18 protein-coding genes and 1 other RNA gene are annotated in these 22,127 nt (G+C 26.7%); 18 read left to right on the top strand and 1 reads right to left on the bottom strand.

The window, feature by feature from the left end; translation table 11 throughout:
• Window positions 1-30: 30 nt before the first annotated feature.
• From ACYUE0_RS13440 to ppdK, 9 genes are all read left to right on the top strand, one after another.
• Window positions 31-2,154: an HD family phosphohydrolase gene (locus ACYUE0_RS13440; protein WP_460270979.1), complete on the top strand. Its 2,124-nt coding sequence runs from the start codon at window positions 31-33 to the stop codon at window positions 2,152-2,154.
• Window positions 2,126-2,626: an rRNA maturation RNase YbeY gene (gene ybeY, locus ACYUE0_RS13435; RefSeq protein WP_460270978.1), complete on the top strand. Its 501-nt coding sequence runs from the start codon at window positions 2,126-2,128 to the stop codon at window positions 2,624-2,626. The genes ACYUE0_RS13440 and ybeY overlap by 29 nt, the downstream gene beginning before the upstream one ends.
• A 140-nt stretch (window positions 2,627-2,766) precedes the next feature.
• Window positions 2,767-3,465, top strand: coding sequence for a diacylglycerol kinase (locus ACYUE0_RS13430; RefSeq protein WP_061994972.1), 699 nt, complete (start codon window positions 2,767-2,769; stop codon window positions 3,463-3,465).
• A gap of 195 nt (window positions 3,466-3,660) precedes the next feature.
• Window positions 3,661-4,059 (top strand): cytidine deaminase, encoded by a 399-nt coding sequence (locus ACYUE0_RS13425; RefSeq protein ID WP_061994971.1) that lies wholly within the window; start codon window positions 3,661-3,663, stop codon window positions 4,057-4,059.
• A gap of 15 nt (window positions 4,060-4,074) precedes the next feature.
• Complete coding sequence (gene era / locus ACYUE0_RS13420; protein WP_460270977.1) at window positions 4,075-4,959, top strand: GTPase Era; 885 nt, start codon at window positions 4,075-4,077, stop codon at window positions 4,957-4,959.
• A gap of 11 nt (window positions 4,960-4,970) precedes the next feature.
• Complete coding sequence (gene recO, locus ACYUE0_RS13415) at window positions 4,971-5,714, top strand: DNA repair protein RecO (RefSeq protein ID WP_157450848.1); 744 nt, start codon at window positions 4,971-4,973, stop codon at window positions 5,712-5,714.
• A 55-nt stretch (window positions 5,715-5,769) separates the two neighbouring features.
• The gene (locus tag ACYUE0_RS13410; protein WP_460270976.1) at window positions 5,770-6,342 is read left to right on the top strand and encodes a DUF4342 domain-containing protein; all 573 of its coding nucleotides are present in this window, start codon (window positions 5,770-5,772) and stop codon (window positions 6,340-6,342) included.
• Window positions 6,343-7,422: 1,080 nt separating this feature from the next.
• Entirely contained in the window at window positions 7,423-8,055 is a 633-nt protein-coding gene (locus ACYUE0_RS13405) for a helix-turn-helix transcriptional regulator (RefSeq protein ID WP_061994967.1), read from the top strand.
• 66 nt (window positions 8,056-8,121) lie between these two features.
• Window positions 8,122-10,758: a pyruvate, phosphate dikinase gene (gene ppdK / locus ACYUE0_RS13400; protein WP_460270974.1), complete on the top strand. Its 2,637-nt coding sequence runs from the start codon at window positions 8,122-8,124 to the stop codon at window positions 10,756-10,758.
• Between the two features lie 54 nt (window positions 10,759-10,812).
• On the opposite strand, the gene ACYUE0_RS13395 is transcribed toward ppdK, so the two are convergent.
• Window positions 10,813-11,880 carry a CotS family spore coat protein gene (locus ACYUE0_RS13395; RefSeq protein ID WP_199868774.1) on the bottom strand — a complete coding sequence of 356 codons (1,068 nt, stop codon included), beginning with the start codon at window positions 11,878-11,880 and terminating at the stop codon, window positions 10,813-10,815.
• An 854-nt stretch (window positions 11,881-12,734) separates the two neighbouring features.
• Here ACYUE0_RS13395 and ACYUE0_RS13390 point away from each other — a divergent pair.
• The 9 genes from ACYUE0_RS13390 to ACYUE0_RS13350 all read left to right on the top strand — a co-directional run bounded on the left by ACYUE0_RS13390 (window position 12,735) and on the right by ACYUE0_RS13350 (window position 21,917).
• Window positions 12,735-13,769 (top strand): deoxyguanosinetriphosphate triphosphohydrolase, encoded by a 1,035-nt coding sequence (locus ACYUE0_RS13390; protein ID WP_460270973.1) that lies wholly within the window; start codon window positions 12,735-12,737, stop codon window positions 13,767-13,769.
• Between the two features lie 358 nt (window positions 13,770-14,127).
• Window positions 14,128-15,894 carry a DNA primase gene (gene dnaG, locus ACYUE0_RS13385; protein WP_460270972.1) on the top strand — a complete coding sequence of 589 codons (1,767 nt, stop codon included), beginning with the start codon at window positions 14,128-14,130 and terminating at the stop codon, window positions 15,892-15,894.
• 19 nt (window positions 15,895-15,913) lie between these two features.
• On the top strand, window positions 15,914-16,981 hold the full coding sequence (rpoD, locus tag ACYUE0_RS13380; protein WP_061994962.1) for an RNA polymerase sigma factor RpoD: 1,068 nt from the start codon (window positions 15,914-15,916) through the stop codon (window positions 16,979-16,981).
• 442 nt (window positions 16,982-17,423) lie between these two features.
• Window positions 17,424-18,302 carry a PH domain-containing protein gene (locus ACYUE0_RS13375; RefSeq protein ID WP_460270971.1) on the top strand — a complete coding sequence of 293 codons (879 nt, stop codon included), beginning with the start codon at window positions 17,424-17,426 and terminating at the stop codon, window positions 18,300-18,302.
• A 15-nt stretch (window positions 18,303-18,317) separates the two neighbouring features.
• Entirely contained in the window at window positions 18,318-19,010 is a 693-nt protein-coding gene (locus ACYUE0_RS13370; protein WP_460270970.1) for a tRNA (adenine(22)-N(1))-methyltransferase, read from the top strand.
• Entirely contained in the window at window positions 19,001-19,816 is an 816-nt protein-coding gene (locus tag ACYUE0_RS13365) for a Nif3-like dinuclear metal center hexameric protein (protein WP_460270969.1), read from the top strand. The genes ACYUE0_RS13370 and ACYUE0_RS13365 overlap by 10 nt, the downstream gene beginning before the upstream one ends.
• 784 nt (window positions 19,817-20,600) lie before the next feature.
• Window positions 20,601-20,735 (top strand): CPC_1213 family protein, encoded by a 135-nt coding sequence (locus ACYUE0_RS13360; RefSeq protein WP_279282889.1) that lies wholly within the window; start codon window positions 20,601-20,603, stop codon window positions 20,733-20,735.
• A 180-nt stretch (window positions 20,736-20,915) separates the two neighbouring features.
• Window positions 20,916-21,285: RNase P RNA component class A (gene rnpB / locus ACYUE0_RS13355), an RNA gene on the top strand.
• Between the two features lie 260 nt (window positions 21,286-21,545).
• Window positions 21,546-21,917 (top strand): phage holin family protein, encoded by a 372-nt coding sequence (locus ACYUE0_RS13350; protein ID WP_082761151.1) that lies wholly within the window; start codon window positions 21,546-21,548, stop codon window positions 21,915-21,917.
• The last annotated feature ends 210 nt before the right edge of the window (window positions 21,918-22,127 follow it).

Here is a 22,127-nt window from a genome sequence, read left to right as displayed (position 1 = left end):
TAAACTAGAGAAAAGAAAGTTGGGATGTTTATGAAAGGGTTTAAAATAGGTAAGAAAAAGAAAATGCCTAAATTATCAGCAAGGTTAATATTTATTATTACTACTGTTATTATATACTTTTTAACTTCAACTTCTATAATTACAGAAACTTATGATTTAGAAGTAGGGGATATAGCTAAGGTTGATATTAAAGCTCCTAAGGATATTGAAAATCAGTTTGCTACAGAACAGGCAAAGGAAGAGGCTATAAAACATATAGCAGATGTATATAGTTATAATAGTGAGGTTAGTATTACTGCAATTAAAACCATAGAAGAGTTTTTTGATACAGTAATATCAATAAATAAAAAGTATGAGAGTTCAACGTCTCAAGAAGATGAAAAACAGAAAAAGATAGAAGAATTAAAAAAATCATCTAAAATTGCTAACTTATCTGATGAAGCCTATAATACATTGGCAATATCAGATGTTAAAGAGCTAGAAGAATTAAAAACTTTTATGCTAAATTCTATGGAGAAGCTATTTGATGAAGTGAAAATTCATGAAGATAAACCAGAGGAAATAGTTTTAGCTCAAGGAATAATAACCACATTATTTAATAATTCTAGATTTTCTAAGAATTTAAAAGATGTCGGTATGGCAGTAGGATATTCACAAGTAAAACCAAGCTTTTTTGTTGATTATGAAAAAACTCAAAAGCAAAAAGAAGAAGCTCAAAAGGCTATAAAACCGGTAGTTATAAAAAAAGATCAAATAATTGTTAAAGAAGGAGAACCAGTAAGCCAGATTGAAATAGAAATTTTAAAAGAGTTAGGGCTTTTAAATAAGGATAAGTCTCTTAGAATAAATTTATATGCAACACTTTTAATACTAGTGCTAGGTGTAATGCTTATGCAGTGGTATTATTTAAAAACTATCAGATGGGATATATATAAACAGTATAATAAAACTGTAGTTATAAATATTTTAACTGTAATATCTGTTATATTAAGTGCAACTCTAAATATGATTTCACCATATTTAATACCATTTGCATGTGTTCCTATATTAATGAGTATACTTGTAGATGAGAAAGTCTCTATGACTATAAGTATCTTGAATGTATTAATTATAAGTATAATTATAAAATTTAATCCAAGTGTTATGCTTATAGCTCTTTTAAATGCAGTATATGCGCCAATTGTATTAAAAAAAATACAACAAAGAAATGATATATTGCAATCTTGTTTATATTTAGCAGTATTAAATTTTATTTTTGCATTTGCAATAGGTTATGTTCTTAGTAACCATGTTGTAGGTATAATAACTCAAGCTGCATTTGCAGCTACTGCAAGTTTTATATCAGGAATTTTAGCTATAGGTATGTTACCTTTTTTAGAAAATATTTTTGATATAGTGACAAACATAAAATTGTTAGAATTGGCAAATCCTAATAGCCCACTTTTAAAGAGACTATCTATGGAGGCACCAGGAACATATAATCATAGTGTGTTAGTTGCAAATTTAGCTGAAATAGCTGCTGAAGCTGTAGGAGCTAATGCTGTCCTAGCTAGGGTGGCATCTTACTATCACGATGTAGGAAAGATAGAGAGGTCTTATTATTTTAAAGAAAACCAATTTAGTGGAGAGAATCCACATGATAAAATATCACCTAAGTTAAGCTCATTAATAATAACTTCTCATGTTACTGATGGTATTGAACTTTCTAAAAAATATGGCATTCCAACTGTTATACAAGATATAATAGGTCAGCACCATGGTGATTCTTTGGTAAAATATTTTTATATTACAATGAAAAATAATTCGGAAAATCCCGATGATATAAATGAAGAAGATTATAAATACAAAGGACCAGCTCCATTTACGAAAGAAGCAGGGATTATAATGCTAGCAGATAGTGTTGAAGCAGCAGTAAGGTCTATACAAAATCCAACTAAAGAAAAAATAGAAAATATGGTAGATAATATTTTAAAAGGAAAGTTATCAGAAAATCAATTGGATAATTGTGAGTTAACTTTTAAAGACCTTAAAATTATAAAAGATTCTTTTTTGAAAGTATTGAAGGGAATATATCATGAAAGAATAGAATACCCTATGGATAAATTAGAAAATAAGGAGAAAAAGAATGATACTAATAGACAACAGGCAAAGTAAAATTGAAGCAACACAAGAACTAGAAAATAAAATGAAAGAAATAATAGAATACAGTTTAAAAGAAGAATGTGTAAATATACCTTACGAGATTAGTATAATATTCGTTGATAATGAAGAAATAAAAGAAATTAACAATGAAATGAGAGGAATAGACAGTGCTACTGATGTGTTATCTTTTCCCATGCTAGAATTTGAAAAAGATAAGTATTTTAAAGATATGTATATAAATCATGAATTTATGCCTTATGAGCTAAATGAAGGGCGATTAGTTTTAGGTGATATGGCCTTATCGCTTGAAAGAGCAAAAGAACAATCAATAGAATATGGACACTCTTTTGTAAGAGAAGTTATGTATTTAGTAGTACATTCTATATTACATCTTTTAGGTTATGATCATATGGAAGATGATGATAAGAAAGTAATGCGAAAAAGAGAAGAAGAGATAATGAGAAAATTTAATATAACAAGATAATATAATTCACAATCTAAATTAAATTAGTTATAAAAATATTTTGAAAACATAAGATAAATATAAAAAATATGAGCAAGATATTAGTAACTATATAAAAAATTAGATTGTGAATTTTTTACTACAAATAAGGGGCTAGTATTATGAAAGTTAAGAAAATTCTAGATAGTTTTAACTATGCTATAGAGGGAATAATATATTCTATAAGAACTCAAAGAAATATGAGAATACACGTTATAGCAGCAATAATGGTTTTAACATTATGTTTTTTTTATGATTTAAGTAAAGTTGAGCTACTTATTACAACTATAACAATAACTATGGTAATTGTTGCTGAAATGATAAACACGGCTGTGGAAGCTGCAATTGATGCAACTACCAATTATTACCATCCGCTTGCAAAGATATCGAAAAATGTTGCTGCTGGGGCTGTATTAATCACTGCATTTAATGCAGTGATAGTGGCGTATGTTATATTTTGGGATAGAATAAGACCTTTTTCAATTAATGTACTTAATAAAATTAGAAATTGTGATCCGCATATGATATTTCTTATATTAGTTATAGTTAGTATACTTACTTTAGTTGTAAAAGCAATATTTGGAGAAGGAACGCCATTAAGGGGTGGAATGCCAAGTGGTCATAGTGTAATATCTTTTTCTATTGCAACAACTATAACTTTAATTAGTAATAATTCTGTAATAATGGTATTATCTTATTTTTTGGCATTAATTGTAGCACAAAGTAGAGTTGATGCTAAAATACACTCTGTATTAGAGGTTGCTGTTGGCGCAATGTTTGGAATATTGGTAACTTTGCTTTTGTATAATTTTTTCTCGTAAATAGTTAAAAAACATTGAATTAAAATTATTTAGTGGTATAATTTACGTACACTTTATATGTATAAATATAGTAAAGAACCGAATAAAATTTTAATGAATATATATAATAAATATTTATAATAAACTTAGTATGGATTTGTAAAATACAAAATTAAGTTATTATTTATTTAAAGTTTATGTTTAGGAGGAATAGATATGGATTATAAAGAATTAGTAAAAGAAGCTATAGAAGCAAGAAAAAATGCATATGTTCCATATTCCAACTTTAAGGTTGGTGCAGCGGTAATCACAGAGGATGGAACTATATATGGAGGCTGTAATATAGAAAATGCGTCTTATGGTGCTGCTAATTGTGCTGAAAGAACAGCTATATTTAAAGCAATTTCTGAAGGGCATAATTCTATAAAGGCTATAGCTGTTGTAGGAGATCAATCTACATATACAGCTCCTTGTGGAATATGTAGGCAAGTAATATCAGAGTTTTTAGAAGAAGATGGAAAAATAATAGTAGTTAAAAATGAAGATGACTATCAAATAAAAACTTTAGAAGAAATTTTACCAGGAGCATTTACAAAGAAAGACTTAATAAAGTAAGTATTGGAGGAAAAAATGTTTAAATCAGGATTTATAACAATAATAGGAAGACCAAATGTAGGTAAATCTACATTATTAAATTATATAATGGGAGAAAAAGTATCTATAGTTTCTAGTAGACCGCAAACTACAAGAGATAATATACAAACTATAAAAACAACGGAAGATTATCAGATGATATTTGTAGATACCCCAGGAATGCATAAGCCAAGACATAAACTGGGAGAATATATGGTTAATGTAGCAAAGGATTCGTTAAAAGAAGTAGATTTAGTGTTGTTTATAACAACACCAGAAGATGAAATGCACAGAGGAGATGAACATATATTAAATCAGCTTGAAGAAGCTGGGGTTCCAACATTTTTATTAGTAAATAAAATTGATGAAAATCCTGCAGAAAGAGTGGCTAAAGCCATAGATACATATTCTAAAACTATGAATTTTGAAGAGGTTATCCCTTTATCTGCAATTAATGGGAAAAACATAGAGACGTTAATGAAGCTTATAGTTGAAAATTTACCGGAAGGACCAAAGTATTACCCAGAAGATATGATTATAGATAAACAAGAAAGATTTATAGTTACAGAAAGTATTAGAGAAAAAGCATTAAGATTATTATCTAAAGAAGTTCCTCATGGAATAGCGGTAGAGATAGTATTAATGAAAAAAAATGAAAAAGGTATATATAAAATAGAAGCTAATTTATTATGTGAAAAAGATTCTCATAAAGGTATAATAATAGGTAAAAATGGAAACATGCTTAAAAAGATATCTACATATGCAAGACAAGATTTAGAAAAGTTTTTTGGAAACAAAGTAAATCTTAAACTTTGGGTTAAAGTGAAAAAGGACTGGAGAGATAGTCCTACTATGCTTAAAGAACTTGGATATAAAAAATAGGAGTTCAAGATTTGAATTTAATAAAAACTAGGGGTGTAGTTCTAAAAACTCAAGATTACAAAGAAAATGATAAACTAGTATGGCTTTTTACAGAGAAATTAGGAAAAATTTCATTAATAGCTAAAGGTGCTAGAAAAGGGAAAAGTAAACTTATGTCAACTACACTTCCCTTTTGTTATGGTGAATTTGTACTTTACAAAGGTAGAAGTATGTATATATTAAATGAAGGAAAAATAATAGAATCCTTTCAGGATTTACTAGAAGACTTTGAATACTTAATATATGGTTCTTATTTAAATGAATTAGTTGACATATGTTGTGAAGATGGACAAAAGGAATTCTTTATATTCAAAAATTTAATTACAGCTTTTTATTTAATGAAGAATAAAGTTGTAGATTTAGATATTTTAGCAAGAGCCTTTGAATTAAAGATTTTATCTCATACTGGTTATGGTATAAATTTAGAAGAGTGTTGCATATGTGGAAATAAAATAAATACTTCAAATTATTTATCTATGCAATATTATGGTATGATTTGTAATAATTGTGAGAAAAGATATGTAACACAAATATCAACAATAGCTTATAATATATTAAAATTCCTTAATAAATCTGAATTGGAAAAAGTTCCAAGGATAAAGGTCCCACAAAATGCAAAAAAAGAAATAGAACAGATATTAAGTAATATTATAAGTACAAATTATACTAAAAGACCTAAAAGTCTTGATATGTTAAAACATTTTAAAGTGGAATAGGATTTTTACTTGAAAAACTTTTAAAATAGAGTTTATAAAGTATGGGGGTGTAAAAATGAGTGAAATAACTTTAGAAAAAATAGATATATTAAGAAACAGATTTAATATTAGTTATAGTGAAGCGAAAAAAGTTTTAGAAAAATGTGATGGTGATTTAGTAGAAGCATTGGTTTATTTAGAAGAAAGTCAATCGGATAAAAAGAAGAAGGAACTTTTTGATAAAGATGAAATAGTTAATTATATAAAAAGATTAATTGAAAAAGGGAATGTAACTAGAATAAGAGTAAAAAAAGATGATGAGATAATAATTGACGTACCCTTAAATGGTGTTATAGTAACAGGGGCAATATCAGCATTGTATCCTAAATTTCTAGTATTACTTACTGCAACATTAACAGCAACTGCTGTTGTTACTAAAATTACTATAGAAGTAAGTAAGGAAGATGGAACAGTAGAAGTAATTAATAAATATATAGAAAATGGTAAAAAGGTTGTAAAAGCTACAACTTCAGATGTAATGGAGAAAGTGTCAGATGTAACATCTGCAATAAAATTAAAATTAAATAATTTATCAGATAAAGAGGATAATTTAAAGGAAAATTCATTTTCTTATAAAGTTAATTTGTAAAAGATATAGGGAAACGAGCTTCAACTTAAATTCATACATCAAATTTTTGTTATCAGTTAAGAAAAATAAGTATAAATATAGTTAGTTAAGAATTATGAATTATGAATTATGAATTATGAATTAAGAATTTTGGATGAAAGTGGCAACCACTTTCTGAAAATGATTTTAAAAAATCTATCAATATAATTTGCTTTGCAAATTTATAAAAAGATACGTTGAGAATTACTAGAAACGAAGTGAGTAGTAATAACTATAACTATTCACTCTTAACTTTTAACTAAAATAATCTGTTAGTTATTGATAAAATATTAATTTGAGTTTTCTAATTTGATAAATGAATAAGTTTAAAATTTAATTTGGAACCCTATAGCCCCTAAATATAATATATATTTAGGGGCTTATTTTAATTAGTTAAAAAACTTTTAAAATTAAAAGTTATAAAAATAATTTTTAAATACTAACTTAGAAAAATGAAGAAATATAAGGAAATATACGGGAAAAAATATTTTTTATTATGTTATATTTATAACAAGCAAGAAATAAGATGAAAACTTGTATATTTAGCTTGAAATAGATATAATAAAAACTTGTTAATCATATATGTATTTTGAAATATTTAATAAAAAGGTGTATAATAAAAAGTAAAGTAGCATAAAAAATATACAATATCAAATTTAAAGTATAACAGATATAATGCGAAAAACCTTAAATGAAATGCATTTTTCAATGTTTTTTTAAGAAATTTAATTTTATTAAAAAACAAAATGTATCAAAGATTAAATCATGTAAATATTTAAAATAATTTGAAATTTAAATGTTATCCTTCATAATTTGCATGATATGTCCCTGTATGGTAAAATATAGAGGAAAATATACTAGTTTTTAATATTTCATAAAATAAAATATTATAAAAAAGATTAATATTTGTTAAAATAAATAAAATGATAATAAAAGCTAAATTAAAATAATATTTAGTTTATTTTTGATTGATAGTTATTTTACACATTGAAATTGTAAAATTTAGTTTTATAGGAAAAAGGGATAGCATTAAAAAATTTAAACTGAAAGAGGGCGAAGACAATAGAATTCTCACCAAGGCAAGAAGAAATTATAAAACTTGTAAAAGAAAATGCACCAATTACTAGTGAAGCGTTAGCTGCAAAATTAGGGTTGACACGTTCAGCTTTAAGAGCAGATTTATCAATTTTAACCATGATTGGTATATTAGAAGCAAGACCTAAAGTCGGATATATTTACTCTAAAAATTCATCAATAGGCTTTAGCAGTGATTATATAAGAAGTATTAAAGTAAAAGATGTAATGTCAAAGCCTATAGTAGTACAAGAAGAAACTACTGTCTATAATGCTATTTTAGATTTGTTTTTAAGTGATGTAGGTACTTTGTTTGTAGTAAATAATGATAATTTAGTTGGTATTGTTTCTAGAAAAGATTTTATTAAAACTGCTATGGGTACTGCAGATATACACAAAGTTCCAGTAGGCATAATTATGTCAAGAATGCCAAATATAGTTTTAGTAGAAGAAGAAGATTCAGTATATGATGCTGCAAAAAAAATAATTGAACATGAAGTTGATTGCTTACCAGTGGTAGGTAAAGAAATTGAAGATGGCAGAGAGGTTTTTAAGATAAAGGGGAAAGTTTCAAAAACTAGCATAACTAATATATTTGTTAAACTGGGTGAAGATAGATAAATTGAAAAATTTATCTATTTAGCTATATATTTCTAATATTATTTTGTAATTAAGGGGTTGTTTAACATGGAAGAGAAAAAATATGTGTACCTATTTAAAGAAGGAAATGGTGATATGCGTGATTTGCTTGGGGGCAAAGGTGCAAATCTAGCAGAAATGACCAACATAGGAATACCTGTACCTATGGGATTTACGGTAACAACAGAGGCATGTAATAAATATTATGAAGATGATGAAATTATATGTGATGAAGTTGTAAATCAAATTTATAACAAATTAGAGCAACTTGAAAATGAAACAGGTAAACAATTTGGGGGACTTGAAAATCCATTGCTAGTTTCAGTAAGGTCAGGAGCAAGAGCTTCTATGCCTGGCATGATGGATACGATATTAAATTTAGGATTAAATGATGATACTGTAGAAGTAATGGCTAAAAAAACATCAAATCCGAGGTTTGCATATGACTCTTATAGAAGATTTATTCAAATGTTTTCGGATGTAGTAATGGGAATAGATAAAAAACTTTTTGAAAGCATAATGGATGAAAAGAAAAATGAAAAATCAGTTAAATTAGATACAGAATTAAATGCTGATGATTTAAAAGAATTAGTTATAAAATTTAAAGAACTTTATAAAAAGGAAATAAATGAAGATTTTCCAATAGAACCTAAAAAGCAATTAATACAGTCTATAACAGCGGTATTTAGGTCTTGGAATAATCCAAGAGCTATAGTGTATAGAAGGCTTAATGATATTCCATCTAGCTGGGGTACTGCTGTTAATGTTCAAGAAATGGTATTTGGAAATAAAGGCAATACATCAGGAACAGGTGTTGGTTTTACGAGAAATCCGGCAACAGGAGAAAATAAAATATTTGCAGAGTATTTAATGAATGCTCAAGGTGAAGATGTTGTTGCAGGAATAAGAACACCACAACCAATTTCAAAATTAAAAGAAGATATGCCTAAAATATATGAGGAATTTATATCCATAGCAGATACTTTAGAAAAACATTATAAAGATATGCAAGATATGGAGTTTACTATAGAAGAAGGCAAATTGTATTTTCTTCAAACAAGAAATGGCAAAAGAACAGCGCAAGCTGCATTAAAAGTTGCGGTGGATTTAGTAGAAGAAGGTATGATTTCTAAAGAAGAAGCAGTCTTGAAGGTTGATCCAAAACAATTAGATACTTTATTGCATCCAAATTTTGACAATAAAGAAATAGAAAAAAGTATTCCTATAGCAAGTGGACTTCCAGCTTCACCAGGTGCTGCTTGTGGTAAAATATACTTTACAGCAGAAACAGCAAAACAAGCTCATGAAGGTAGAGGAGAAAAGGTTGTTTTAGTTAGACTTGAAACATCACCAGAGGATATAGAAGGAATGGTAGCAGCAGAAGGAATACTTACAGTAAGAGGTGGTATGACCTCCCATGCTGCAGTAGTTGCAAGAGGCATGGGAACTTGTTGTGTAGCGGGATGTGGTGAAATAAGAGTTAATGAAGAAGAAAAAACTTTAATAGCTAATAACGTAATTTATAAAGAAGGCGACTATATATCATTAGATGGAAGTACTGGTAATGTATATGAAGGTGAAATTAAAACTGTAGAACCAGCTATAAGTGGATATTTTGAAACACTTATGAGTTGGGCAGATAGTATAAGAGCTCTAAAAATAAGAACTAATGCTGATACACCAAAAGATACTGCACAAGGTATTAGATTTGGTGCTGAAGGTATTGGACTTTGTAGAACAGAGCATATGTTCTTTGCAGCAGATAGAATAATGGCTGTTAGAGAAATGATAGTTGCAAAAAATGAAGAAGAAAGAAAAAAAGCTTTAAATAAAATTCTTCCAATTCAAAGACAAGATTTTATAGAAATTTATGAGGAATTAAAAGAAAAACCTGCAACTATAAGATTTTTAGATCCACCGCTACATGAATTTTTACCATCAGATGAGGCAGATATAAAGGAATTGGCAGAAGATTTAGATATAACTGTAGCAGATTTGAAATCTACAATTCAATCATTGCATGAATTTAATCCAATGATGGGACATAGAGGTTGTAGACTTGCAGTATCCTATCCAGAAATAGCAGAAATGCAAGCAAGAGCTGTAATAGAAGCAGCGATAGATGTGAAAAGAAGAAAAGGATATGATATAGTTCCAGAAATAATGATTCCGTTAGTTGGCGAAGTAAAAGAATTAAAATGTATAAAAGATGTTGTTGATAAGGTTGCAAAGGAAATTATAGAGAAAAGTGATGTTAAACTTGAATATCTTGTAGGAACTATGATAGAAGTTCCTAGGGCAGCTCTTACTGCTGATAGAATAGCCGAAGAAGCTGAATTCTTCTCATTTGGAACAAATGATTTAACACAAATGACTTTTGGTTTCTCAAGAGATGATGCAGGAAACTTCTTAAAACATTATTATGATAAAAGAGTTTATGAATTTGATCCTTTCCAAAAATTAGATCAAGATGGTGTTGGAAAGTTAGTTGAAATGGCTGCTAAGTTAGGTAGAGAATCTAGACCAAACTTAAAAGTTGGAATTTGTGGAGAGCATGGTGGTGATCCATCTTCAGTTGAATTCTTCCATGGTGTAGGATTGAACTATGTCTCATGTTCACCGTTTAGAGTTCCGGTAGCTAGATTGGCAGCAGCTCAAGCGCAAGTTAAGAATCCAAGAAAATAATATTTAAAAATATATACCGCTACACATATGTGTAGCGGTTTTAATATTTTCAAACTAAAGTCTTGTATTAAATTTTTGTTCGATATAACTTTTGAATTTTAGAGAAAAATCATATTGAAAATAACAGTCTTTTGTTGCTTTCTTTAGCATTTTACAAAAGACTTTTTTATTACATTTATTTATATTACCAAAATAATCCCTTGATAATTTCCAATACTTTTGAGGAAATGATAGATATGATAAAAGATATTTATAATCATCTAAAGTGAGTTGTGAACTTAGCTCATACTCCTCAAAAAAGCTCATAGCAACTGTAAAACTCCAATTTATCTTCTCTTTACGTAAAACTCTTCTTAGACAATAACCAATATCAAGGGCACAATAATCAATTTTACATTTATCAAAATCTATCACCCATACATTATCATCTATATCTAAAATCAAATTTTTACTAACATAGTCATTATGACAAATTGACTTAGACAAGTAAGATTCATCTATTAGAGAAGCTATATAATTAGATAATTGAGCTAATTTTATATTGGTTTCAAAGTTTTTTAAATAGATTTTAGAGTAGTTATCATTAAACCTAGAGGCTAAGTTAAAATAAACCAATAAATTATTAAAATGTTTGTTTATAGATTTATAAAGATTACTACAACCAACTTTGATTTTACTTTCACTTATAGGTTGAAATAGTTTAGAATAACTATGGATTTTACCTAAAGTTTCAGCAGCTAGTAGTATTTCATATTGGGAATTAAAATTGCATTTAAGCCCATCAATCCAAGGAGTTAAAATAAAAAGCATATCATTATAGTTTACAAATCTACCATGGTTTTTTGTAGGTAAAATTCTAGGAACGTGGATATTATGTCTATAAATCCACTCTATAGCAGAATATACAAACATAAGTTCTTCTGCAGGATAATAAACTTTCTTAAGACAATATGTATTATCCGGTGTAACAATCTTATAAACAGCTCTTTGCTTATCGGTATCTTTGAATTTAATTTGTTCTATAGTAAAATCATTTAAATCATAATGTGGAATAACATAAGTTTTTACGTTATTTATAGTTAAAAATTTAGAATTATTTTTAGAAACATCTAATGTACTCATTAACAATACTCCTTTAAAAAGATTACATTATAAACATATTAATAAAAAAACGCTAATATACATGAATGATAAAAATACTTTATTAAAATTAGAATAATAATTAAAATATTAGAATAAACTTAAATGGATTTATATAGGGAAAAAATCTCAAATTTAAATTTATTCAATAACTTTAAAATATTTTCATACAAGATACAGTGTTGAATTCTAAGTGATTCGGAGCATGTATCACTGTTTTAGGTATACAAGTTTGGAAATGAATAAATTTAAGAGTCAACTTGGAGCCCCATAGGCGTAAAGCTAAACCTAAAAGTTCCAAAATTATAGTGTTAAAAGTAATAATGAAAAAGATTAAAATGATAGTATGTGAAAATTTCAAAGAAACTCTAAATATATTTTTATCTGATTTTTATGACTACCCGGATAAGCGACGTCATTGTCTGGTGCACCGGCTAGTCTGTCCTTTGATTAGGTCAAAAAAGTCAAACAAAAATCTATAAGAGTTTCTAAATCAATTTTCAATGAATATATTCTCTAAAATAAGATTTGCACCTAAGATTATGTTGAAGAGAATAATTTTCAATTTTTGTAAGTACTAAAGGTATTTAAATATTTTATTGATGAAAAAGGTATATTTGAAATTGAAATTAAAAATTTACAAATAATAGATTTGACTTTAAGGTACTTTAGTTATATGATTTATAATTGCTAAAGTATTATAAAAATATAACTAAAATTTTATATTACTTTAGTGTTTGTAAATAAAATATATAGTATAATTTAATTTTAACAAAGGAATTTCAATAATATTGATAGAATAAGTAAGTAACATATAAAGGTTAGGAGGATTTTTGATGAATATAAGAGAAAAAATAGAAAAAAATGAAAAACTTATATTAAATCCTTTTGCAACTTACTCAATAAATACAAAGGGTAGAAAAATATTAGAGAAAGAAGACGATTTTAGAACTTGTTATATGATTGACAGAGATAGAATAATTCACTCTAAGTCTTTTAGACGATTAAAAGTTAAGAGTCAAGTATATATTAAAACATTAAACGATCATTATAGAACAAGGCTCACACATACTTTAGAAGTTTGTCAGGTAGCTAGAACTATAGGAAAAGCTATAGGATTAAACGAAGATTTAATAGAAGCAATAGCATTAGGACATGATATCGGACACGGACCCTTTGCTCATACTGGTGAAGAAGTGTTAAATGAGCTTTTGCCTAATGGTTTTATGCACAATAGTAATAGTGTAAGGGTTTTAACTAAAATAGAAAATGACGGAAAAGGACTAAATTTGACGACGGAAGTATTAAATGGCATACTTTATCATAGTGGTTTTGGGTTAGATAGGAATAATCCGACGACTTTAGAAGGACAAGTTGTTAAATATAGCGATAAAATAGCTTATGTAAATCATGACATTGATGATTCTATAAGGGCGGGTTTATTAAAAGAAAAAGACCTTCCTATGGATATTATAAAAATTTTAGGAGAAAATCATAATAAACGAATAAATAATTTGATAATAGATTGCGTTAATAAAACTCTTGAAAATATAAGTAAAAATATAAGTAAAGTGGAATTATCATTAGAAATTGAAGAAGCTTTAAGCAATTTAAGAAGATTTATGTTTAAAAAAATCTATAAAGGAAATATTTTAAAACTAGAGAGAGATAAGGCGAAGTTTATTTTACGACATATTTATGAATATTTTTATAATAAACCAGAACAATTGCCAGATTTCTATAAAAATATTGTTTTAAAAGAAGGATTACATCAGGGGGTAGCAGATTATATATCAGGTATGAGTGATGAATATTGTTTAAGAGTATTTAATGATATATATGTGCCTAAATGTAGTACATATATTATATAGAATATGTCAATAATGTATTTAGAAAAGATTGATATATAGAATTTAAAAATTACAGATTAAACAATACATTGTAGATTAGGATACCTAAAAAAGATGTAATTTAGCTAAAAATTAGGTTGAATTCAAGGAGATATGTTAGAATGAAAATTTTCTAGAATTTATGAATAAATTAAAATGTGAACTTGTTTTACTATAAAATGTTATAAAAATTTAACTTTTTGAAGGAGATTTTTACTTTATAAAGAATATATAAAAAGTGAAATATAAATTTCGATAAAAAAAATTAAAAATAAAGAAGGAATTTTAATTTTTTTGTCGAATTTCAAGAAGATAAATAAAAAAAGGTGGGATTTAGTTAGTGATTTCAGAAGAAGTCATTCAAAGAATTAAAGATGAAGCGGATATAGTAGACATTATATCTGAAAAAATTTCATTGAAAAGAGCAGGAAGAAACTTTATTGGAAGATGCCCATTTCATAATGAGAATACTCCATCCTTTACTGTATCTCCAGATAAACAAATTTATAAGTGTTTTGGTTGTGGAGAAGCTGGTAATGTTTTTAGTTTTGTCATGAAAACAGAAAATTTGACTTTCCCAGAAGTAATAAAAAAATTAGGAGAAAAGTTAGGGATAGAGGTAGAAGAAAAAGGGGTTATAAATAAAGAAAAAAAAGATAAATTTGAAAGAATGAAAAAGCTGAATGTAGATGCAGCTAAATTCTTTTTTGCTAACTTAAGAAAGAATACAAAATCTATAAATTACCTAAGAAATAGAAAAATTGCAGACAAGACAATGAACAGGTTTGGGCTAGGTTTTGCATTAGACAATTGGCAAGATTTAAGAAATTATCTTAAAAACAAAGGATATTCCGATAATGAAATGGAGCAGTTAGGATTAATAATAAAAAGTCCAAAAAATAATTATTATAATAGATTTAGAAATAGAATAATATTTCCAGTATTTGACCATAGAGGGACAGTTATAGGTTTTGGAGGAAGAGTTTTAGATGATAGCAAACCTAAATATTTAAACTCTCCTGAAACACCATTATTTTATAAAGGAACTAATTTATATGGATTAAATTTTGCAATAAAAGAAGATTTTAAAAAGACGATAGTTATGGTAGAAGGGTATATGGATTGTATAGCTTTATACCAAGAAGGAATAAAAGGAGTAGTGGCTACTTTAGGAACTGCTTTAACAGAAAATCAAGCTAAACTTTTAAAAAGATATGCAGATAAGGTTATAATTGCTTATGATGCAGATAATGCAGGACAAAAGGCAACTGCAAGAGGTCTAGAAATATTAAAAAAGGTTGGGTTAGAGGTTAGAGTACTTTCAATACCTAAAGGCAAGGATCCAGATGATTTTATAAAAAAGTATGGTAAGAGCGCTTTTGAAAAACTTATGGATGATGCATTGCCACTTATAGAATATAGATTAAAAAAGGCAGAAGAAGGAATAAATTTCTCAGATAATGAAATGATAATAAGGTATAAGAACTTAGCAATGAAAATACTACAAGATGTGGGTGAATTTGAAAGAAATATCTATATAAAGCAAATTGCTGAGAAATTAAATGTAAAAGATGAAATATTAAATGATGAATTTAATAGAATAAATAAAAAAATACAATCTAATAATGTAATTGATTTTGACAAATTTAATAAGACTTCATATATTGAACCAGCAATTGTTAAAGCTGAAAGAATTTTATTAAAGTATATGTTAGAAGACAAAGAATATTTTAATAAAGCAAAAGAATTGTTAGGAAATATAGGTTTTTCGTCTGAAGCACATGAGAGAATTTATGAGTTAATAGTTAAATTTTCCAATTTAAATTATGATAATAAAATACAATCTATTGAAAATAATTGTAATGATAGTGAAACAACTAAACAATTTATTAACTTATTACAGTGCTCTATTGATAAGGAAAATTGTAATATAGATAAAATGATAGAAGATTGTATAAAAAATATAAAAAAATATAAGTTAGAGGAGTCAGAAAAAGAAGTTATGAATAAAATTAAACATTATGAAGCACAAGGAAATGTGGAAGAAACATTAAAATATACTCAGCAGTTTATAGAAATACAAAAGACTTTAAAAAACTTACAATAGCATGAAAGGAGGTAACACAATGAAAGACAAGAACTCAAAGGTTGCAGTAGTAAAGAAACTTATAGAAAAAGGAAAAAAGCAAGGATCTTTAACTTATAAAGAAATTGTAGAAGAACTAGATGATGTAGAATTAAATCCAGAGCAAATAGAAAAAATATATGAAGCATTAGAAGCAATGGAAATTGACGTAGTTGGAGAAATTCAAGAAGAAGAGGAAGAAGAAGAAGAAGAGATAGATATATCTATACCGGAAGGTATTTCAATAGATGACCCAGTAAGAATGTACTTAAAAGAAATTGGAAAGGTACCTCTATTATCATCAGAAGAAGAAATTGACTTAGCGCAAAGAATAGAAGAAGGGGAAGAATATGCTAAGAAAAAATTAGCAGAAGCAAACCTTAGACTTGTTGTAAGTATAGCTAAGAGATATGTTGGAAGAGGTATGTTATTCTTGGATTTAATACAAGAAGGAAATTTAGGACTTATAAAAGCTGTTGAAAAATTTGATTATAGAAAAGGATATAAGTTCTCAACATATGCAACTTGGTGGATAAGACAGGCGATTACAAGAGCTATAGCAGATCAAGCTAGAACTATTAGAATACCAGTTCATATGGTTGAAACTATAAATAAATTAATAAGGGTTTCAAGACAATTACTTCAGGAGTTAGGAAGAGAACCATTACCAGAAGAGATTGCAAAACAGATGGATATGTCTGTAGATAAAGTTAGAGAAATAATGAAAATAGCCCAAGAGCCAGTATCACTAGAAACTCCGATTGGTGAGGAAGAAGATAGTCATTTAGGTGATTTTATACCAGATGATGAGGCTCCAGCTCCAGCGGAAGCAGCTGCATTTACTATGCTTAAGGAACAATTAATTAATCAGCTTCAAACATTAACACCAAGAGAAGAAAAAGTATTAAGATTAAGATTTGGGTTAGATGACGGTAGAGCTAGAACTTTGGAAGAAGTAGGTAAGGAGTTTAATGTTACTAGAGAAAGAATTAGACAGATTGAAGCAAAAGCATTAAGAAAGTTGAGACACCCAAGTAGAAGTAAGAAATTAAAAGATTACTTAGATTAAAAATGAAGTTTAATGAATTTATAACTGGCATTTAGAATATACAAATATAAAGCTAAAGGTATTTTTACCTTTAGCTTATTTTAAATTAAAAAATAATAAAAATATAGTTTTAATTTAATTTTACGGTAATTTTGTTTTATGATATAATTAGTCCATATTCAATTTAAGTAATAGTTCAAATTACTAATCTATTTTGCAAAATTCTATGTTTATAGAACTTTAATAATTCTATTATTAAAATCTGTTTTCCTTGGGTTTAACAAAATATACATTGTGATTCTGGTCTATTATTTTCTTTAATAGGACTTGTGTAAAAAATAGCTTCTATTTATTTAAAAGTAAGAAGAACATATTGTAAGATAAAAAATAAATTTAGAATAAACGATTAAAAATTAAATATGATTTATAATATATATAAAATATGTTGAAAAGAGGTGATAAGGTGCTATTCAATTCAAGAAAAGAAAAAGAAATATTAGTAGTTTTTTTATTTGTAATAATATTTAATATAGCAGTAATTTTTCTTATGGGATATATGAATTCTTATATAATAATAAGTTTATTAAAGTTATTATTAATTTCATATAACATATATTATTTTTATTATATATGTTTATGGATAACTTTAAAGTATGAAATTAAGGAAAAAGAAATTTTAATTATTGGTTTTAAAGGATTGAAAAAGATTAAAATTTCAACAGATGAAATAGAGGGGTATACTAAAACTAAAGGCAATATAAAAGGAGTGAAACTTTCAGGAATAGCTACACATAATTTTGCGTTAGGAAGAATTGTTATTAAAAAAATAGGTACTACAAGAATGTTTGTTACTAATAATAAAGATGTTATATATTTAAAAACTAAAGAAATAAATTATGCGATATCTCCTGAAAACATAGAAGTCTTTGAAAAAAACATTGAAGAAAAAAATATCCACTTAATAGAGTGGGAAGGTAAATTTAATAAAATTCACAAGATATATAAAGAATGGAAATTTAAAATACCAATAATATTAACAGGAATAGTAATAGTAATTTTAATTTTAAATCCGTTGATTTTATATTTAACGGAAAGATTGCCAGATATTATGCCTATTACCTTTGATGCTAAATTTAATGTGGTTAAAGTGGGCACTTCTAAAGAATTTGCTTCAGCACAAATGACTTATGGAGTTCTTAATATGGCATTATTTTTCTGTATGTATTATGCTGCATATTTTTATGCTAAGTATGATAAAAAAGTAGCATATAGATACTTATACGTTCCTCTAGTTATAGCTTTGTTATTTTTATTTATACAAATTAAAATATTGATAGGTTAGTAAAGGATGATACAAATGAATTTAAGTAATAGATTGAAAACTATAAGCGAAATGATAGATAATAATACAAAAACTATAGTAGATGTAGGAACGGATCATGGTTATATTCCTATTTATCTTGCTAAAAACAAAAAAATAGATTATGCAATAGCATCAGATATAAATAAAGGACCTGTAGAAAAAGCAAAATTAAATATAAAAAATTACAGTTTAGAAAATAGTATTAAATGTAGATTAGGTGGCGGACTTACAACAATTAAAAAGAATGAAGTTGAAGCAGCTATAATAGCTGGTATGGGTGGAAACTTAATTAGAGATATAATAGAAGAAAGTTTGGATGTATTTAAAAATTTAGATTATGTTATTTTACAACCAGTTCAAAATCCAGAAGTTTTAAAAGAGTATATATATAGTAAAGGCTATGATATTTTAGATGAAAATCTAGTAAAAGAAGATGAAAAATTCTATGAAATATTTAAAGTTAGATATAATAATAATATAAAAGAAATAGAAACTATATATTATGAAATAAGTGAAGTTTTATTAAGGAAAAAACATCCAGTTATGAAAGAATATTTAAATTTTAAACTTGGGAAATATATTAAAATATGTGATGGATTAAAATTAAATAGTGAAGGTGCTACAAGTAGAAAAAAAGAATTGGAATTTAAAGTAAGTAAAATAAAGGAGTTTTTAGAATGTCTTTAAAGGTTAAGGATATAATAAAAATAATGGATCAATATGCTCCAACAAAATTAAAAGAGGACTATGATAATGTAGGTTTGATGATTGGAGATAAAGAAAAACAAATAACAAAAATATTAGTAGCTTTGGATACTACTTTAGATGTAATTGAAGAAGCAAAAGAAAAACAATGTAATTTTATACTAAACCACCATCCTATATTATTTTTAAAACCTAAAAGTATAACTACAGATACATTATTAGGAAAAAAGATAATAAATCTTATAAAAAATGATATAAATGTTTATGCAAGTCATACAAATTTGGATTCAGTTGAAAATGGAATTAATGAGATGGCAACTAGGATTTTAGGATATGATAAATTTAAGGTTCTAGATTGTAGTAGAGCTTTAGGTTATAATGATGGAAAACATGGCATAGGTAGATTAGTAAATCTAGAACAAGGCATTCCATTGAAAGAACTTTGTATAAAAGTTAAAAAAAGTTTCAAGGCATCTAATATAAGATATACCGGTAATGAAGAAAAATTAATAAAAACTATAGCTATAATAAATGGTAGTGGACAAGATTACTTAAATCTAAGCAAAACAAAGGGTGCAGATTGTATAATAACAGGAGATACAACGTATCATTACATAAGTGATATAAAAGAAGAAGGCATAGCAGTAATAGATGCAGGACACTTTGTTACAGAATGGCTACCGATGGTGGCATTTAGTAAAAAATTTGAAGAAATTTTAAGAAATAATGGATTTAATAATGAAATAATTGTATCGGAAAAAACAGTTGATCCATACAAATATGTTTAAATATAAAGCTCTAAGCTAGAATTAGCTTAGAGCTTTATATTTTCAATTTAAGAAAATATTTGTATAAGTTATTATATTTATATAACTTTGGTTCATTTTGCATCTTAAATTATTGAATATAAAGTTTTATGAAGTACATAATAAGAATATAATCAGCTCACAAACTAATTAATAAAAATAGTTATTTAAATGTAATTATTAAAGTATATAGTTTTAACTGAGTTGATATAGGGTTTTAACCTACATTTTAAATATAAATTTAAAGTTGTAGGATACCCGATAAATAGTTACTTTAATTTTAATATTATATATTAAAGTAACTATTATATTAATCTTTTAAAGTAATATAAACATATTAGTTTAAGAAGAGAAAGTAATTTTTATAAAGGTAAGAAAATTAAATTTAATTTAAGACTATTATTATTTATACTATTACCAAACAACTTCTGTTTTATGTTTATGTTAAAGATTAATATAAAATTAGTTAGTTATAATTTTATAGCTAATTATAGAAATATATTTATTTAATATTTAAACCTATAATCATAAGCTATGTAGTATAGTCTTCACCAAAGAAAAAGTAATACAAATACTACTTAATTAAAGACTAAATAACTTTTCCTAAGATAAACACTTATACTGCATAAAAATAGATTTATTATATAATTCTATTTTAAATGAATATAGGATTAAAATACTTTATAAAATATTTCTGATATTAGAAGTATTAAAGTATTAAATTTTAATACTTCTATAATTAAGTTTTAAGAAAGGTTGATTACCGATGGGAAATAAAATGAAAAAGAAAAAAAACAATGGGCACAAGCATATTGATCATGACCCAAGAAGTGAAAGTGCTAAGGCTGTTTTTGGTGAACCAAAGGCTAAAGAATACAATCCAACTGATTTTAAAATTTAAATAATAAAGAAAATGCAATGATATTTGTCATTGCATTTTCTTTATTATTTAAATTTAATATATCTACAATTATAAAAAAAATTTATTTTTACAACAAAAATTATAATGATTTGTATGATTAATTGAAAAAAAGATAAAAAAATTTGCATTTATATTAAAAGTATGATAATATAAATCTTGCGAGTAAGTCAGACAATCGCTGCTGATTTTTATCAGGAGAGGAAAGTCCGAGCTCCGTAGGGCAGGGTGCTGGGTAACTCCCAGTGGAGGTGACTCTAAGGAAAGTGCAACAGAGATATACCGCCAGAACAAGTTTACTTGTGAGTTTAGATTTTATCTAACTGGTAAGGGTGGAAAGGTGAGGTAAGGGCTCACCAGCGTACTGGTGACTGTACGGCTATGTAAACCCCATCTGGAGCAAGATCGAATAGGGGGATATATGGGGCTGCCCGTCCCGTCCCCGGGTGTATCGCTTGAGTTTATTGGTAACAATAGGCCTAGATAGATGATTGTCAAATACAGAACTCGGCTTATAGATTTATCTCGTATATGAAAAACATTAGGTTAACGCCTAGTGTTTTTCTTTATGTGTATAATAAAATAAAATGTTGAATAAAAAAATTAATAATGTGAGTCATTAACATAAAATAAGGAAGTATATGGCAAGGTAAAATTTGAAAATTAAGTGAGAATTTCTGGCATTTTACTTATATTAAAAATTGATATTAAAAACAAACATTATATTTTTTACTTATATGGGTATAATATATACGAATTAATAAAATATATTTAAAACGGAGGTATATGAAAATGTCAGAAAACGAAAATAAAAACAAATATGAAAATAAAAGTAGTTTCTTAGGATGGATAGTAAGATTAGTATTATTTGCAATTGTCCTAGGTGTGACATCATTTTTGACACCAGGTTTTACTGTTAATGGATTATGGTCTATGATTATAGCAGCAGTTGTTATAACTGTATTGGACTATTTTGTAGAAGCTCTTATGGGAGTTGATGCATCACCTTTTGGAAAAGGTTTTAAAGGTTTTGCTATTGCAGCTGTAATAATATACTTAGCACAATTTGTAGTACCAAATATGAGAGTATCTATAATAGGAGCTTTAATAGCAGCTATAATTATTGGAATCATAGACGCCATATTTCCAGGAAGAGTTATGTAAAATAATATTATAAAAAACACCTTATAAATATTTTTTTAATATTTATAGGGTGTTTTTTACTTTTATTATTGTTTTAACATGTTGAGGGCGTGATAATGCCCGAAACTAAAAACCGCCCGCTATGCGGGTGAGATTAAGTTCTTAAGAAAAGAGCATCATACTTTTGTTATAATAGTGATTGTTCAAGCCACTAAGATAACAGAAAGGAAT

This window comes from Clostridium sp. CTA-19 (assembly GCF_054767855.1).
Note: the sequence above shows the minus strand (reverse complement) of the source record. Positions and strands in the feature narration are given on the sequence as shown.